This window comes from Streptomyces malaysiensis subsp. malaysiensis (genome assembly GCF_040653035.1).
GTDB lineage: Bacteria > Actinomycetota > Actinomycetes > Streptomycetales > Streptomycetaceae > Streptomyces > Streptomyces malaysiensis.
Genome location: NZ_JBEZNG010000006.1, coordinates 265,225 through 282,011, shown reverse-complemented (window position 1 = coordinate 282,011; position 16,787 = coordinate 265,225). Strand labels below are relative to the sequence as shown.

The window sequence follows — 16,787 nt, the reverse complement described above, 5'->3', positions numbered from 1 at the left end:
GAGAGACGAAGACGATGGCACAGGACTGGAGGCTCTTCCAGGGCGGCGCGACCGACCCCCATGAGGTGGAGACCTGGCCCACCGCCCCGCCGTGGCGGCGCTTCGGCGACGACGCCCGCCGCCGGGACGAGGAGCGGGGGCTGCCGTACCTGATCTCCGACGAGGACCGCGACGTGGTCAACATGGCGCTGCATCTGCACCGCCCGCTGCTGGTCACCGGGCGGCCCGGCACCGGCAAGTCGACCCTCGCCCACGCCATCGCCCGCGAACTCATGCTGGGCGAGGTGCTGCACTGGCCGGTCAACAGCCGCTCCACGCTCACCGAGGGCCTCTATTCGTACGACGCGGTGGGCCGGCTGCGCGAAGCCTCCCTCAAGCGGCGCGCCGACGAGACCGCCGGATCCGAGCCGGACATCGGCGACTATCTGCGGCTCGGCGCGCTCGGCACCGCGCTGCTCCCGGCGGACAGGCCGCGGGTTCTGCTCGTGGACGAGCTCGACAAGGGCGATGTCGACCTGCCCAATGACCTCCTCACGGTCTTCGAGGAGGGCGAGTTCGAGATTCCGGAGCTGGCCCGTCTTGGGGAGGGCCGGACGATCGAGGTGCAGATCGCCGGCTCCCGGGAGAAGGCCGCGATCACCGGCGGCTGGGTCAGCTGCGGCGTCTTCCCCGTCGTCGTCATCACCAGCAACGGCGAGCGCGAGTTCCCCCCGGCGTTCCTGCGCCGCTGTGTGCGGCTCGACCTCAAGCAGCCCGACGAGCGGCAGCTCCGGCAGATCGTCACCATGCATCTGGGCGAGGAGGTCGGCGCACGGGCCCAGCAGCTGATCGCCGACTTCGTGGACCGGCGGAACGAACGGGAGCTGGCCACCGACCAGTTGCTCAACGCGGTCCGGCTGCGGTCCTCCGGGGTGCGGGTCGACCAGGACGTCCTCGACAAGCTGTTCCGCTCGCTGAACGAAGTCGACGCCCAATGATCGAGCGGCTGTGGGCCCTGCTGGAGGACGCGGGGGTCGAGCTCTCCGAGGAGGAGCTGCGCGACGTCCTGTGGTTCGCCGCGACCACGGCCCCGGCACGGGACGAGGAGGACGGCGGGAAGCGGACGCCGCCCCCGGGGACGGCCGGACCCGCCTCCGGCGCGGCCGACGGCGAGGACGACGCGAAGGGCGCCCAGCGGCAGCCCGCCGGGGCACAGCTCGCCGTCGACCCCGAGCCCGGACCGCTCGCCCCCGACGGGTTCTACGCCCCCGGCGCCGCCCGCCCCACCGCGGCCCGCCCGGCCCGCGCCGTCGGCGTCCGGGGCGTCCGGGCGCTGCCCGGGACGCGCGGGCTGTCCCGTGCGCTGCGGCCCCTGCGGCGCAGCGTGCCGTCCCGCACGTCCTTCCGCGTCGACGAGACCGCCACCGCCGAGTGGATCGCCGAAACCGGGCTGCCGGACGTGGTGCTGCGCCCCCGCCCGGAGCGCTGGCTGAGCGTCGCGCTCATCGTGGACGACGGCCCGTCGATGGTGCTGTGGCGGCAGCTCGCCGCCGAGGTGCGCGGACTCCTGGAGCGCCAGGGCGCCTTCCGCTCGGTGCGGAGCTACGGCATGGACAGCGCCCAGGAGTCCCAGCCGGTGCTCAGGGCGCGCCCCTACGCACCCGGCGCCCCGCGCCGCACCCCGCGCCAGCTCACCGACACCTCCGGCCGCACCGTGATGCTGGTCCTCTCGGACGGGGTGGGCCCGGGGTGGCGCGGCGGCGCGATCCCGCGACTGCTGCGGCGCTGGGCCCGCCACTCGCCGGTGGCGGTCCTCCAGCCGCTGCCCGCGCGGATGTGGCCCGAGCGCGGTATGCCCACCCAGCGGCTGCTGGTCGACGCCGGGGGCCGGGAGGGGGCGCCGGGCCGTGCGCTGTCCGTGCGCCATCCGGTGCTGCCGCGCGGCCTGGTGTCCTACGACGGCAAGACCCCGGTGCCGGTGCTGGAGCTGGCCGAGGGCGAGCTGGGCGGGTGGGCGGCGCTCACCGGCACGGGCGGCGGCGGGCAGCCGCTGCCGGTGATGCTGCTGGACGGTGCGGAGAAGCCGGTGGCCGCGCGGGCCACGGCCCATGTCCCCGGGCCGACCGCCGAGGAGCGGCTGCGCCGCTTCCGGGGCGCGGCCTCGCCCGAGGCCCAGCGGCTGGCCGGGGCGCTGGCCACCGTCCATCCGCTGACGCTGCCGGTGATGCGGCTGATCCACCAGGCGGGCGCGGGCCGTGCGGAGCGCTTCCACCCGGCGCAGCTGGCCGAGGTGTTCCTGGGCGGGCTGCTGCGCGGCCGGGAGGGGAGCGCGGAGGAGTACGAGTTCCACCCGGGCGTCGTCGACCTGCTGCTCGACGGGGTCCGGACGTCGGACGCGCTGGAGACGGCGGCGCGGGTCACGGAGTTCCTGCTGCACCGGCAGGGCAGCGGCCCCGAGTTCCGGGCCCGGCTCTCCGGCGGCCACGGGGACTCCCGCGTCGCCGAGGAGGCCCGCCCGTTCGCGGCGGCCTCCCCCGAGCTGCTGTCGCGGCTGGGGCTGCTGGAGGAGGCGGGTGAGGAGGAGCCGGTGGCCGAGGAGCCCGTACGGCAGCCCGCCGAAGCACCCGCCCCGCTCCCGGCCGGCGCCGTCCCGCCCCGGTCCTACGCCTCCGAGCGCGTCCAGCCGCCGCTGATCGCGCTGGTGCGGCGGATCGCGGCCGACGACGGACTGCCGAGGTCGGTGCGCGAGCAGGTGGACAACGTGCTGGACAAGGCCGATGAGCGGAACGAGGAATCCGGCTGGTGGGGTGTGCGGCTGCTGCCCAACCTCGCCTATCAGCTCGTCAAGTCCGGATGGCCGGCCTACGCCGATGAGCTCAGACAAGCGGCGCGGGAGCAGATCGCGGGGCTGAGGTCCGCCGAGGACCTCGAATCCCGCAATCTCCGCGGGCATTTGGCGCGCACCCTGAACAGGCTCGGGGAGCACGACGAGGCGGAGCGCGAGCTGCGCGCGGTGGTCGAGGTCTCGACGAGGGAGCACGGCGAGGAGCAGGACTACACGCTCTTCGCCCGTGACTACCTCGTGGACCTGCTGTACGACGCCGGGCGGCTGGAGGCGGCGGCGGAGGAGTGCCGCACCCTGCTCGACGCGTGGGAGCGCCGGGAAGGCACCGACCATCGGGCACACCTCCTGGCCAAGCGCCAGGTCTACGGGCGGGTGCTGCTGGACCTCGCGCGGGTGGAGGAGGCCGCGCGGGAGTTCCGGACCGTGGCCGCCGGGCGCCGGGAGCAGGACGGCCCCGCGCATGTCAGGACCGTCACCGCGCGGGTCTGGCTGGCCGCCGCGCTGCGCAGGCTCGGGCTGTACGACGAGGCCGAGGCCGAGGTGCGGTCGGCGGTCGAGGACTGCCGCCCGGCGGAGTCGGAGCTGGACGAGGCCCTGCTGACGGCGGAGTACGCGCTCGGCGACCTCCTGGACACCAGACAGCGCAACGAAGAGGCCGAGGCGCTGTGGCGGGAGTTGGTCGAGCGGACCTCCGCGGGCCTGAAGCCGTGGAACTGGCGGATCCGCCGGGCCCGTCGCAACCGCATTCACCGGCTGCGCGCCCTGAGCCGGTACGCCGAGGCGGAGGCCGAGCTCGACACGCTGGTGGAGGAGACGGTCGGCTCGCTCGGGAAGTGGCACGAGGACTCGCTCATCGCCCTACGGCTGCGCGCGTTCGTCCTGGAGGACCAGCAGCGTTACGACGAGGCGCGGCCCATCTACCGCGAACTCCTGGAGCAGCAGGTCCCCGTGTTCGGACGGGACCACTCCAACATCCTGAGCACCCGCCACTGCCTGGCGACCAGCATGCGGCTGGCGGGGCGGTACGAGGAGGCACTGGCGGAGTACACCGAGGTGCTCCAGGAGTGGCTGCGGGTCCTCGGACCGGATACCCAGGCGACCCTCATGACCCGGGGCGGCCGGGCCAGGACCCTGGCCGACCTGGAGCGCCGGGAGGAGGCCGAGGCCGAGTACCGCGTGGTGGTGGAGGCGGAGGCCCGGGTCCTGGGCCGCGACGCCCCGGGCGCGCTGACGTCGCGTCTGCACCTGGCGGCGGTGGTGCGCGACCAGGAGCGCTACGAGGAGGCCGAGGCGGAGTTCCGCCAGGTGGCCCAGGGGCGCGCCCGGGTGCTGGGCGCCGAGGCCGAGGCGACGCTGGCGGCCCGGCACAGCTGGGGATATGTGCTCAACCACCTCGGCCGGTTCACCGAGGCCGAGCGGGAGACCCGGGAGACGGTCAGGGGGCGGCTGCGGGTGCTGGGCCCGGAGAGCATCGGCACCCTGTGGACCCGCCACAACCTCGGCATCACCCTCCAGGGCCTCGGCCGCCTGGAGGAGGCCGAGGCCGAGTGGCGGGCCGTGCTGGAGATCAGCGAGCGGGTCCTCGGCGATGAGCACAACTGCACCGTCAAGACCCGCGAGGCGCTGGCCGCTTTGCGGAAGGCCGGGGGCGATCAGGCGCCTTGACCCGCCGCCACCGCGGCCGGTTTGCGGGGGCCGGGGGCGCGATCAGACGCTCTGACCCGCCGCCACCGCCAGGTCCAGCGCCAGCGCGGCCGTCCAGCTGAAACCGCGTGTCCCGCGCGCCTCGCCGGTGTACGGGTCGACGTACTCGGCGAAGCCCGACGCGACCGCCGTCTCCAGCGCTGCGGCGCGCAGCGCGTCGGCCGACGCGGACTCACCGTGCTGCCGCAGCCCCCGCTCCAGCAGCCAGTTGACGTTGAACCAGGCGGGGCCGCGCCAGTAGCGGGCGGCGTCGAAGGCGGGGCCCAGCAGGTCGTAGCTGGGCACCAGCCGCGTCTGGTGGCCCAGCCCGAAGTGGGCGCCGCGGGCGGTGCGTACCAGCGCGGCGGCGATGCCGTGCGGCAGGCCGGGGACCAGCAGCGGCAGCAGCCCCGCCGCGCTCAGCTCGCGGATCGGGCCGCCGCCGAGCACATCCCGGCACAGGAACAGCCCCGCGGCCGGGTCCCACAACCGGTCCACCAGAGCGGCCGTCATACGCGCCGCCCGGTCCCGGTGGACCGAGGCGTCCGCGCCCACCAGGGCGGCGATCTCGGCCAGGGCGTGCTCGGAGGCGATCAGCAGCGCGTTGACGCCGGGGTCCTCGACGACGAACGCCGGCCCGGCCCCGCCGTCGGCGTAGCCGCCGTCCCGGTAGTCCGCCGCGAGCCGTACGTACCGGCCGTAGTCCAGGTCGGTGGGGCGGTCGGAGGCCGCGCCGTGGTCGAGGTCGGCGCGCCGGAAGGTGCCCGGGGGCGCCGGTTCGACGCGGGCCAGCGGGGCGTCCCAGCAGGGGCTGTTGTCCATCCCGGGCTCCCAGGGGTGGACCACGGACACCAGCCCGCCGCCGCCCAGGTCGCGGGCCCCGGTCAGATAGCGGTGCCAGGCGGCGAGCCGGGGGTAGGCGCGGGCGAGGAAGGCGTGGCGCGCCGAGGAGCGCGGATCGGCCCGGTGCACCAGCAGAGCGGCGAGCGCGTGGACCGGGGGCTGGACGATGCCGGAGGTCTCGACGCCGCACGGGGCGCCGGCGGCCGCACCGGCGGTGGAGGAGCGCCAGAAGCCGGGGCCGGGGAAGTAGGCGGCGGGCGGCACCGCCGGGTTGAAGACGATATGGGGGATCCGGCCGTCACCCCATTGGGCGGCGAACAGGGTTTCCAGTTCACGCTGGGCGCGCCGGGGCGAAATATGGCGTGATCCGATCGCGATGAAGGCCGAGTCCCAGCTCCACTGATGTGGATAGAGGCCGGGTGCGGGGACCGTGGAGGAGCCGGTCCAGTTGTCCGTCAGCACGCGCCGCGCGCCGCTCGCCAGGCCGGTCGGGGCGGGCCGTGCGCTGGTCAAGAGCCCTCCTCGTGCTGTCCGACCGTCAACATACCCGTCGGCGCGGCGGGGCCACGCGGTGCGCGCGTGGGGTTCGGCGGATCCGGCCGGGGGCGGTCGGCCGCCCCACGCCATGAAACGCTGAATCGCTCATCTGAGCGGGGCCCCTCTCGTTGTATCCAAAAGGCGAGACAATGGGCCGTGACAAGGCGTGATTCTCGCCACTCTGATCGGGGTGTCGCTCAGATGAGCGGTTGCGGAGGGGTGGTGCGGCGGTTCTCCGCTGTGCTCACCTCTCCAATGCGTGGCACTCAGTGCCACCCACTTGATGTTCGACATCTCGAACCATCGGTTACGTACAGTGAAATTCCAGGCGTCCACCACGGGCGGAGGGTGGGTGTGTGTTCGAGCCTTGAAGGCGACTCAAGGGGGCCTCGTTCGGGCACCACACTTTCGAACACGTGGCAGGCGGGTGGTTACAGCCGTATGACGGTGGAGTGCACATACTCAGGGGCCTTTGATCTGGGTACGCTCCCCGCCGTCAGGGCAGCCGAGCCGAGGAGATCGAGTCCCGTGCCGGAAACACAAGATCAGCAGAAGTTCGTTTACGACTTCACCGAGGGCAACAAGGATCTCAAAGACCTGCTCGGCGGTAAGGGAGCCAACCTCGCCGAGATGACCAATCTCGGTCTCCCCGTGCCACCGGGCTTCACCATCACCACCGAGGCATGCAAGGTCTACCTCGACAGCGGTGAGGAACCCTCGGCCCTGCGCGACGAGGTGAGTGCGCACCTCGAAGCGCTCGAAGCGAAGATGGGCAAGAAGCTCGGCCAGGCCGATGACCCTCTCCTGGTATCCGTACGCTCCGGCGCCAAGTTCTCGATGCCCGGAATGATGGACACCGTCCTCAACATCGGCCTCTCGGACCAGTCCGTGGCCGGGCTCGCCGCGCAGGCGGGTGACGACCGGTTCGCCTGGGACTCCTACCGGCGCCTCATCCAGATGTTCGGCAAGACCGTGCTGGGCGTGGACGGCGACCACTTCGAGGAGGCCATCGAGGACGCCAAGCGCGCCAAGGGCGTCACCGTCGATGTGGACCTCGACGCCGCCGACCTCAAGAAGCTGGTCGGCGAGTTCAAGAACATCGTCGCCAAGGAGACCGGCCGGGGCTTCCCGCAGGAGCCGCGCGAGCAGATGGACCTCGCCGTACGGGCCGTCTTCGACTCCTGGAACGGCGACCGCGCCAAGCTCTACCGCCGCCAGGAGCGCATCCCCCACGACCTCGGCACCGCCGTCAACATCTGCTCCATGGTCTTCGGCAACCTCGGCCCCGACTCGGGCACCGGAGTCGCCTTCACCCGCGACCCCGCCAGCGGCCACCAGGGCGTCTACGGCGACTACCTCCAGAACGCCCAGGGCGAGGACGTGGTCGCGGGCATCCGCAACACGGTGCCGCTGGCCGACCTCGAACGGATCGACCAGCGCTCCTACGAGCAGCTGATGCAGATCATGGAAACCCTCGAGACGCACTACAAGGACCTGTGCGACATCGAGTTCACCATCGAGCGCGGCAAGCTGTGGATGCTCCAGACCCGCGTCGGCAAGCGCACCGCCGGGGCCGCCTTCCGCATCGCCACCCAGCTGGTCGACCAGGGGCTGATCGACGAGGCCGAGGCGCTGCGCCGGGTCAACGGGGCCCAGCTGGCCCAGCTGATGTTCCCGCGCTTCGACCACGAGGTGGCCTCCGGCGACAGCGTCCGGAAGATCGGCCGGGGCATCGCCGCGTCCCCGGGCGCCGCCGTCGGCAAGGCCGTCTTCGACTCGTACACCGCCGTCAAATGGTCGCGCTCGGGCGAGAAGGTCATCCTCATCCGCCGGGAGACCAACCCCGACGACCTCGACGGCATGATCGCCGCCGAGGGCATTCTGACCTCGCGCGGCGGCAAGACCTCACACGCCGCCGTCGTCGCCCGTGGCATGGGCAAGACCTGTGTGTGCGGCGCCGAGGAGCTCGAAGTCGACACCAAGCGGCGCCGGATGACCGTGCCCGACCGGGACGGCAAGGACGGCCTCGTCATCGAGGAGGGCGACGTCGTCTCGATCGACGGCTCCTCCGGCAAGGTCTACCTCGGCGAGGTCCCCGTGGTGCCCTCGCCGGTCGTGGAGTACTTCGAGGGCCGGATGCACGCGGGCGCCGACGATGCGGACGAGCTGGTGGGCGCCGTGCACCGGATCATGGCGTACGCGGACCGGGTGCGCCGGCTGCGCGTACGGGCCAACGCGGACAACGCCGAGGACGCCGCCCGCGCCCGGCGGTTCGGCGCCCAGGGCATCGGGCTGTGCCGCACCGAGCACATGTTCCTCGGCGAGCGCCGGGAGAAGGTCGAGCGGCTGATCCTCGCCCACACCGAGGAGGAGCGGGACACCGCGCTGGGCGAACTGCTGCCGCTTCAGAAGGACGACTTCGTCGAGCTCTTCGAGGCGATGGACGGGCTGCCGGTCACCGTCCGGCTGCTGGACCCGCCGCTGCACGAGTTCCTGCCCGACATCACCGAGCTTTCGGTGCGCGTCGCGCTCGCCGAGTCCCGCAAGGACCACAACGAGAACGATCTGCGGCTGCTCCAGGCCGTCCACCGGCTCCATGAGCAGAACCCGATGCTCGGCCTGCGCGGGGTGCGCCTCGGCCTGGTCATCCCCGGGCTGTTCGCCATGCAGGTACGGGCGATCGCCGAAGCCGCCGCCGAGCGCCGGAACGCCAAGGCCGACCCACGCGCCGAGATCATGATTCCGCTGGTCGGCACGGTCCAGGAGCTGGAGATCGTCCGCGAGGAGGCCGAGCGGGTCATCGCCGAGGTCGAGCGGGCCCGGGGCGTGGACCTCAAGCTCACCCTCGGCACCATGATCGAACTGCCGCGCGCCGCGCTGACCGCCGCCCAGATCGCCGAGTCCGCCGACTTCTTCTCCTTCGGCACCAACGATCTCACCCAGACCGTCTGGGGCTTCTCCCGCGACGACGTCGAGGCCAGCTTCTTCACCGCCTACCTGGAGAAGGGCATCTTCGGCGTCAGCCCGTTCGAGACCATCGACAAGGACGGCGTCGGCGCCCTCGTCCGCGACGCCGCCCACGCGGGCCGCGCCACCCGCCCCGACCTCAAGCTCGGCATCTGCGGTGAGCACGGCGGTGACCCCGAGTCCGTCCACTTCTTCCACGAGGTGGGCCTGGACTACGTCTCCTGCTCCCCGTTCCGCATCCCCGTGGCCCGCCTGGAGGCCGGCCGCGCGGCGGCCAACAGCCGGTAGCCACCAGCGGATCAAGCCACCGGAGCCGGCGCCGGGAACACCCACCCTCACCCCCGGCCTCGGCTCCGGACCTCAAAGGGGGCGGCACCTTGTGCGGAGGTGCCGCCCCCTTATTCGTCCGTCGGCGGTGCCTTACATGACTTCCTCCGTCCGGGCCTGCCGTGCGGCCTCCTCGTAGGCGTGCAGCAGCCGCTCGCCGGTCGCGCACTCGGCGCCGGGGGTCCGGCAGGCCGGGCAGCCCGCGGCGTGCTCGATGGCGGCACGCCATGCCTGGTCGGCGAACGGGTCCTTGGGCTCTTCGGGGGTGGTCATCGGGCCCTGCCCTGGTCGAGGGCGCGGCGCATGGCGGCGGCCTGGGCCACGGTGTCGCGCGGGTGATGCCGGGCGTGGGTGGGGCAGGCGTAGATGGTCGTGGCGGCGACGCTGCCGGTGTGTTCGATGGCGATGGGGATCGGTTCGTCGGTGGGGAGTTGGCAGCGGTGGCAGAGCTGACGGCCGTCCGGTGCCGGGCCCAGGACCTCGTCGACGGCCTGACGCAGGGCGCGGGCCAGCTGATCGGTGCCGGTCAGATACCGGTTCGGGCCCAGGGGGATCCGCCAGTGGGTCCGGTGCTCGGGTCCCCAGGAGACGGGTGGTACGCCGAGGAGCGTGGTTTCGTCCGCGAGTGCGGTGAGGAGGCGGATCCGCCGGATGCACCAGCTGCGGGCGGTGTCGATGCCGATCAGCCAGTACGTCTTGCCGTAGGTGTCGTCCTGGATGACGGCTCCGGACCGGCCGCCGAGCAGTTCCAGGGCGCGGTCCGCGACGGGGGTGGGTGCGGAGATGGCGTCCCACCATTCGCCCACCGGTAAGGGTTCGATGTCCTCGGTGTTGGGTGGTGCCCACGGCAGGGTTCTGGTCGTCGTCATGGTCGGCTCCGTGCACGGTGTGTTTCTTGACCGTCACATCGTGTCGACCTGGCGGGCCGTCAAGTTGCACTGAAGAGTGCAACTTGACGGCCACTGCCCGTGCTACAGGCCGATCCAGTTCGCGAACTCGGATAGTTCGCTGCCGCGTGACCGCTCGCGTGACCGCAGGGCGATGACCGTCTCGCGGGTCGTGGGGTGGTAGCGCGTCTGCTGCGGGGCCGTCCGGCGTGCCTTCTGGAGGCAGCTGAGCGCCTGCGCGGAATTCCCGGTCCATGCGTTTGCCCTGCTCAGGTCCAGCCAGTGATGGCCTGCCCGAGAGCGGTCCCACCGGTTGGGGAAGCGCACGTCGTCCGCCAGTTGGACGGCCTGGTCGTACTCCTCCAGGTCGCAGGCGATCGCGACGGCGTGAACGCCGACGTTCGTCGGCCCCCAGCCGACGCCGTAGGCCGCGGTCTCGCCGGTTCGTCGGGCCAGTTCGCGGGCCTCGGTCACACGGGCCTCGACCTGGTCGGGGTCCTTCATCCGACCGGCGATCACGGCCGCCCGCAGCTGGAGGACACCGGCCATCGCGGCGAGGCCGTGCGGGCGCCGTGCGTCCTGGCCCTCCAGGTCCCGGAGAGTGCTGTCCACGACGCGCATGCCCAGGTCGTATCGGCTGGACGAGAGGGTGGTCTGGGCGCGCAGATAGCCGTACATGGCGGCGAGGCCCGGTTCGTCGGCGCGGGGTGCCGCCCAGTCCAGGCGTTGCAGCGCGACGGTGGCCAGGTCCACGTATCCGAAGGACCAGGCCAGCGTGAAGACGCAGCGGAACGCCCAGGCCAGGCATTCATGGGCCTGGCGCCGCTCCTCGCCACCGGCGGTGTGGATGGCCTGGACGCATTCGTCGATGAGCGCCGGGAGGTCGACGGCCATCGGCAGATACTCGGCTTGCCGCCGCTGTACCAGGACCTTCTCCATATCGGCACGGATGAGCGCGACCGGCCGGGCGGGCACCTGCCAATCGAGGGGGATGTCCCAGTTCTCCATGCTGACCCGGATGGGCTGTATGACCTCGTCGAGCCGCTCACGCCGAAGCTCCTGGGTGTAGGGCTGGCCGAGCAGATCCGAGGTGGTCACGCTGAGCGCGCGTGCGCAGGCCGCGATGAGCGATGGTGAGGCGGGCCGCTGGCCGCACTCCACCTTGGACAGCAGGGACTTCGAGACGTTGGCGCGCATGGCCAGCCCCAATTGGGTCAGGTCGCGTTCGCGGCGGGTGCGAGCGATGCGTGCGCCGGTGTGTTCCTCATTGCTCTGCGGCATGGTGAACTCCGTTCTGGCCTCGACACTCAGAACGGTACCCGCGGGCGGTGGTGCCGGTACGGCTGATCGGTACCGGCCTTCGGGGACGGGCCGTGGTCTCGGGCGTAGACGGTCACTCGCGCCCCGTTGACATGGGTCGTTCCGTACGCGCGGAAGTGGCGCCGCAGGGTGCTTGTTTTCGCCTCCTCCCGCGGGTCGCCCAGCGAGTGCGCACCCGCCGCGCGGACCGCGACGATCCGGTCGAATTCCAGCATGCGTGCCGCGATTTCCCGGGCGGGAAGCTCGACACCCGCGAGTGTGTTCGACGAAACGGGGTCCTGTGCCAGGGCCAGATCCGTCAGGAAACGGGTGTCCTCGGGGTTGGCCGCGGTCAGGATCCGGTGCTGGCCGGCGAGATAGAGCAGCCCGTCGCCGGGACGGCCTGCCTTGCGTACGGTGGCGCCGATGGCGGTGACGTCATTGCTCCGGCTCTGGGGTGTCCTCAGCGACAGGCTCGGCTGGACGAGCGCGGCCAGTACGGCGACCACCGCGATCCACGCGTGGCGGGAAGACCGCCGGAGCCGGTGGAAGTAATCCATCCAAGCGCCCAGCAGCACGGCGATTCCGATATTGCCGTAGACCACATACCGGTCGACGAAAAGGGGCTTGACCAGCGAGGCGATCAGCAGCAGAAGGCCCGGAAGCACAAGAATCGGCACAGCCAGCGCGGAAAGCCGTACGGGCCCCTTCACTCCCAGGGGCGCTCGGGCACACGCCACGCCTATGACCGCCACCACCAGGAAATATTGAAGCCGCACCGGTCCGCCGATCCAGGACACCTGCTCCGACTGCCCCGCACTGTAGATCGCCAGTGGCGACAGCCCGGCCACAACGCCCGCGGCAGCCACACTCCACGCCTTCATCACCGGTCGTGGAACACGGGAGACGACCAGTGTGACGCCGTGTGCGACCAGGGCGAGGACCGCGAACTCATGGAGCAGACAGGCCAGCAGCATGGTGGAGCCATAGACCGCCCACCGCCACCGGGCGCGCCGCGGGACGCTGACCACGAGCGCATAGGTGGCCCAGGTGACCAGGGCACAGACCATGGCATACGAGCGGCCCTCCTGCGCGTACTTCTGTACCTGGGGAAGGAGCGGAAACACCAGCCCGGCCAGCAGCCCGGCACGGGGTCCCGCCAGGCGTAGCGCCAGCAGCCCGACTCCGCTCGCCGCCACGGACATCGCCAGCACGGACGGCAGCCGCAACGTCAGCAGCCCTCCGCCGAAGAGACCGAAGATCTCATGCATCACGGCGTAGTACAGGGCATGGACCAGATCAATGTGCTGGGCGGTGTGCCATATCTGGGAAAGATCGCGGTGCGCGAGCTGATAGGTGACGGACTCGTCCCCCCACATGGTGTTCTGCCTGCGGATACCCCAGAGCCCCAGAGCGATGGTCAGCGACAAGGGCGCGATGACGACGACGGCTTCGGCCGGGCCCGGTGAGGGTCGACGGGCGGGTACGGGAGGGGAAACCGTCGTGGCCACGGCGCGGGCATGTGCGTCAACGGACATCGGCGACAGGGCCTTTCAGCAGTGGCGAGGACATTCCGCCAGCGTGCCGGGACCTCGTTGACCGGTTGCTGATCCAACCTGACCGGCCGATCAGGAAGGCGGGCCGACGCTGTGCGAGGCTGCACCCCATGCGCATCCTGGTGGTCGAAGACGAGGTGGACCTCGCCCACACCCTGCACACCGGTCTGACCTCCGAGGGCTACAGCGTCGACCTCGCCCATGACGGCCGACATGGTCTGTGGATGGCCCGGACCGGCGAATACGCCCTTGTCGTACTGGACTTGATGCTGCCCGGACTCAACGGCTACAAGGTCTGCGCCCAGCTGCGCCGGGAGGGCAACGCGACGCCCATCCTGGTACTCACCGCCAAGGACGGGGAGTGGGATCAGGCGGAGGCCCTGGACACGGGGGCCGATGACTACCTGGCCAAACCCTTCTCCTACACGGTGCTCGTCGCCCGGCTGCGGGCCCTGGTCAGACGAGCCGCCGCGGTCGCCCCGCCTGTCCTTGCCGTGGGCGACCTCTCGTTGGATGTCGCCGGCCGGGTCTGCCGCCGGGCCGGGACCCGGGTGGAACTCACGCCACGGGAGTTCGCCGTGCTGGAGCTGCTGGCCCGCCGGGCGGGCCAGGCGGTCTCCAAATCGGATCTGCTCTATCACGCGTGGCCCGACGAAGCCGAGGATCCCAACCTGGTGGAGGCGCGCGTCAGCGCCCTCCGCAAGAAGGTGGACGCCGCGTTCCACCGGAAGTCCCTCCAGACCGTACGGGGCACCGGCTACCGGCTGGTGGACGACCGTGAACGCGACTGAGCCGCGACGCCGCTGGTGGCCGCGCTCGGTACGAGCTCGCGCGGCCCTGGCCGCCGCCTCGGCCGCCGCCGTCATCCTGGTCGGCACCGGCTGGTGGGTACACCACGACGTCTACCGCCAGAGCGCGCAGATCGCCGAACGACAAGCCCAGACACATCTCTTGGCTCTCGTCGATCAGTTGAAGGAGGGAAGCGTTCCGGTTCGCAGAAGCACTGTGCCGTACGAGGTCGTCGCGACCGGCCGCCGCGCCGCTGTCGCCTACGGCGGAGGCATGGAGGAGTTCGACCCCGGCACCCGCCATGTGCTGCCCGCCCCACCGAAGGCCGAGGTGCCCGCCCCACCGGATGACGGGGCGGCCTGGGGCTATACGAACTGTCCCCTGGACATACCGGCGCGCCACGACGCCAAGCCCTGGGACCGGTTCGGCAAGGACGGCGGGACCTACCTGGGCATGTACGACGACGTCAGGGCCGATAAACTGAGCAGCGACAAAGTCGCCGCCCTCGGCATCGCTCCCGACGCCCAACTTCGGGTCTATGTGGTGGTGCTCCCGCACGCAGCCGAGGAGATCGCCGAGTCGATCACCAAGACCACTGATGTTCTGCTCCTGCGGGCCGGACTGGTCGGCCTCGTACTGATCGCTGCCATCGCCTACTTCACCGTCCGCATCGCGCTGCGGCCGGTCGAGGCCATCCGCGTCCTCACCGCCTCGGTCACCGCGAACGACCCCCGCGAACGCGTCACCGTCCCCGCCACGGGACACGAGATCACCGCCCTGGCCACCACCATCAACACCACCCTCCAGCGCCTCGACAACGCCGCCGCCCAGCAACGCCGCTTCGTCGCGGACGCCGCCCACGAACTGCGCAGCCCCCTCACCACACTGCTGGCCAGCCTGGAAGTCGCGCTCGCCTACCCGGAACGCACCGACTGGCCCGCCGCGGCCACTACCGCCGCACGGCAGACCCGCCGCCTCCAGGCCCTCGCCGAAGACCTGCTGCTCCTCGCCCGCCTCGACACCCGCGCCCCCACAGCCGACCCCGAAACCGTCGACCTGACAGCCCTCGCCTCCCGGCTGACCGAGCAATACCCCCTCACCGAAAGACCGTTGGCCCTCACCTGCGACAGCACCGCCCCCGCACACGTACACGGAAACCCCGATGAATGCGAACGGCTGCTGCGCAACCTCATCGACAACGCCGCCCGCCACGCCGCACACCGCATCCAGGTCACCATCCGGAGCCAGGACGCCTGGGTCGTCCTCACGGTGCACGACGACGGACCGGGCGTGCCCACCGAGGACGCCGAGCGCATCTTCGAACGCTTCGTCCGACTCGACGACGCCCGCTCCCGTGACCACGGCGGCACCGGCCTGGGCCTCGCCATCGCCCGCGACCTGGCCCACCGCCACCGAGGCACCCTCACCCTCACCCCCCGGACCCTCGGAGCATGCTTTCGGCTACGCCTTCCCCGAGCCCCGGCCCCGGCTCCGGCCGAGAAATGACACATTGACCTGGCGGTCGTCGCGCTTCCTCGACACCTCTGTCGCGAGCGTCCCCGGAACTCAAAGGGGGCGGCACCTTGTGCGGAGGTGCCGCCCCCTCCCACTCCCCCCACGGGAGCTGTTGCCGCGCGCATCGGCTACGTGCGGCAACACAAGTGCCCAGTCGCCGTAACGTACTCGTCACCCCCCACGGGAACGAGCAAACTGGCTCCGGGCACCGCCTGTTGAATTCCGGACGGCCCCCGTATGTCTTTACCGGCGGCCCCCGGTTTTCCTGGGGAACAGCTTTCCTGTTCCGGGCTCCGCGTCGCTCCCCGTTTCACATCTGGCCAAAAGGGCGTGGTCACTGACCGTGCCAGCGTGCATACTCAACGGTGATCGGGGGGCGGTCATAATGTCACGTGTGGGGGTCTGGTGCTCCGTGTTCATTTCAGTGAACTCGATCTGGCCCGGGTGCGGGTGGCGGTTCGCCCGGACGCGCTCTGGGAAACCGTTTTAAGTTTCCATCGGCTGCGGGAGAACCGGGCGGAGACCGTATACGGGAAATGGCGTTCCGAGGCGCGAAACCGACTCAACGGTGAAGCGCGGCTGCTCGCGCCGCTCATTCCGTCGCGCGGCTATTTCCCGGACTTCCTGACACCCGCCGAAGGGGTAATCGGTTGCGATGCCGCGATGTCCGCGCTGCGCGCCATACCGGGGGAGCGGCTGAACGCGGAGCTGTCCGGGCTTCCGGCGGCGCGGGCGCTCCCGGGGTGGATACGGGATCTGGCGCAGGGCGAGCGCAAGTCGCTGGACCGGCTGATCAGCACGCTGCGTGCCTATCACCAGGCCGCAGTCGCCCCGTACTGGCCGCATATCCAGGCCCGGATCGAGGCCGACCGGGTGGCCCGGGGCCGCGCGCTGCTGGACGGGGGCGCCGATGGGCTGCTGGCCTCGCTGCCGCCGACGATGCGGTGGCGGGCGCCCGTGCTGGAGGTCGACTATCCGGTGGACCGCGAGCTGTGGCTGCGCGGACGGGGGCTGTTGCTGCTGCCGTCGTTCTTCTGCCGGGGGACGCCGGTGACCTTCCGGAATCCGGATCTGACACCCGTTCTGGTCTACCCCGTCGAACACGCCCGGTGCGGCCTTTCGCTCCGCACCGGACAGCTGCCCGCCGTCGCGTCCGGGGCCGGTGCCAGGGCCGGGTCCGGCTCCGGATCAGGGGCCGGGTCCGCCCGGACGCTCGGCAAGCTCGTCGGGCACACCCGCTCGGCGGTGCTGCTGGAGGTCGGCGGCGGCTGTACGACCAGTGAACTCGCCCGCAGGGTCGGCGTATCGCTGGCCTCGGCCAGCCAGCACGCCAGTGTGCTGCGCGAGGCGGGCCTGGTGCACACCCTGCGGCAGGGCGGCGCCGTCCTGCACACCCTGACCCCGCTGGGGGCGGCGCTGCTGCGCGGCGGGGCGGCGGGGGAGCGGGTCTTCGGCCCACCGGCGCCGCTGCCGCCGGTCGTCACGAGCGGGCGGGGCCCGTCGGCAGGTCGCGGATGAGGCTTCCCGGCCCCCGGCTTCCTCGGCCCTGGGCCCCCGGCC

11 protein-coding genes are annotated in these 16,787 nt (G+C 71.7%); 6 read left to right on the top strand and 5 right to left on the bottom strand.

What is annotated here, in order from left to right:
* Positions 1-14 precede the first annotated feature (14 nt).
* Positions 15-977 carry an AAA family ATPase gene (locus AB0E24_RS15625; protein ID WP_102934612.1) on the top strand — a complete coding sequence of 321 codons (963 nt, stop codon included), beginning with the start codon at positions 15-17 and terminating at the stop codon, positions 975-977.
* A complete protein-coding gene (locus tag AB0E24_RS15620; protein ID WP_359377415.1) occupies positions 974-4,489 on the top strand; it encodes an SAV_2336 N-terminal domain-related protein in 3,516 nt (1,171 codons plus the stop codon). The genes AB0E24_RS15625 and AB0E24_RS15620 overlap by 4 nt, the downstream gene beginning before the upstream one ends.
* A 42-nt stretch (positions 4,490-4,531) precedes the next feature.
* On the opposite strand, the gene AB0E24_RS15615 is transcribed toward AB0E24_RS15620, so the two are convergent.
* A complete protein-coding gene (locus AB0E24_RS15615) occupies positions 4,532-5,977 on the bottom strand; it encodes an MGH1-like glycoside hydrolase domain-containing protein (protein WP_435865285.1) in 1,446 nt (481 codons plus the stop codon).
* Between the two features lie 438 nt (positions 5,978-6,415).
* On the opposite strand from AB0E24_RS15615, the gene ppdK reads away from it, so the two are divergent.
* The gene (ppdK, locus tag AB0E24_RS15610) at positions 6,416-9,142 is read left to right on the top strand and encodes a pyruvate, phosphate dikinase (protein WP_283886677.1); all 2,727 of its coding nucleotides are present in this window, start codon (positions 6,416-6,418) and stop codon (positions 9,140-9,142) included.
* Between the two features lie 132 nt (positions 9,143-9,274).
* Here ppdK and AB0E24_RS15605 read toward each other — a convergent pair whose 3' ends face one another.
* The 4 genes from AB0E24_RS15605 to AB0E24_RS15590 form a co-directional block, all read right to left on the bottom strand.
* Positions 9,275-9,454 (bottom strand): hypothetical protein, encoded by a 180-nt coding sequence (locus AB0E24_RS15605; RefSeq protein ID WP_147966539.1) that lies wholly within the window; start codon positions 9,452-9,454, stop codon positions 9,275-9,277.
* A complete protein-coding gene (locus tag AB0E24_RS15600; protein WP_102934609.1) occupies positions 9,451-10,050 on the bottom strand; it encodes a hypothetical protein in 600 nt (199 codons plus the stop codon). Before AB0E24_RS15600 ends, AB0E24_RS15605 begins: the two co-directional genes overlap by 4 nt.
* A gap of 102 nt (positions 10,051-10,152) precedes the next feature.
* The gene (locus AB0E24_RS15595) at positions 10,153-11,349 is read right to left on the bottom strand and encodes a helix-turn-helix domain-containing protein (protein WP_359377407.1); all 1,197 of its coding nucleotides are present in this window, start codon (positions 11,347-11,349) and stop codon (positions 10,153-10,155) included.
* A 26-nt stretch (positions 11,350-11,375) separates the two neighbouring features.
* Positions 11,376-12,905: a glycosyltransferase family 39 protein gene (locus AB0E24_RS15590; RefSeq protein ID WP_359377404.1), complete on the bottom strand. Its 1,530-nt coding sequence runs from the start codon at positions 12,903-12,905 to the stop codon at positions 11,376-11,378.
* 128 nt (positions 12,906-13,033) lie between these two features.
* On the opposite strand from AB0E24_RS15590, the gene AB0E24_RS15585 reads away from it, so the two are divergent.
* The 3 genes from AB0E24_RS15585 to AB0E24_RS15575 all read left to right on the top strand — a co-directional run bounded on the left by AB0E24_RS15585 (position 13,034) and on the right by AB0E24_RS15575 (position 16,745).
* Positions 13,034-13,714: a response regulator transcription factor gene (locus AB0E24_RS15585; protein WP_079257558.1), complete on the top strand. Its 681-nt coding sequence runs from the start codon at positions 13,034-13,036 to the stop codon at positions 13,712-13,714.
* Entirely contained in the window at positions 13,701-15,218 is a 1,518-nt protein-coding gene (locus tag AB0E24_RS15580) for a sensor histidine kinase (RefSeq protein WP_359377401.1), read from the top strand. The genes AB0E24_RS15585 and AB0E24_RS15580 overlap by 14 nt, the downstream gene beginning before the upstream one ends.
* Before the next feature lie 414 nt (positions 15,219-15,632).
* Positions 15,633-16,745, top strand: a complete 1,113-nt coding sequence (locus tag AB0E24_RS15575; protein WP_359377398.1) for an ArsR/SmtB family transcription factor — start codon at positions 15,633-15,635, stop codon at positions 16,743-16,745.
* The last annotated feature ends 42 nt before the right edge of the window (positions 16,746-16,787 follow it).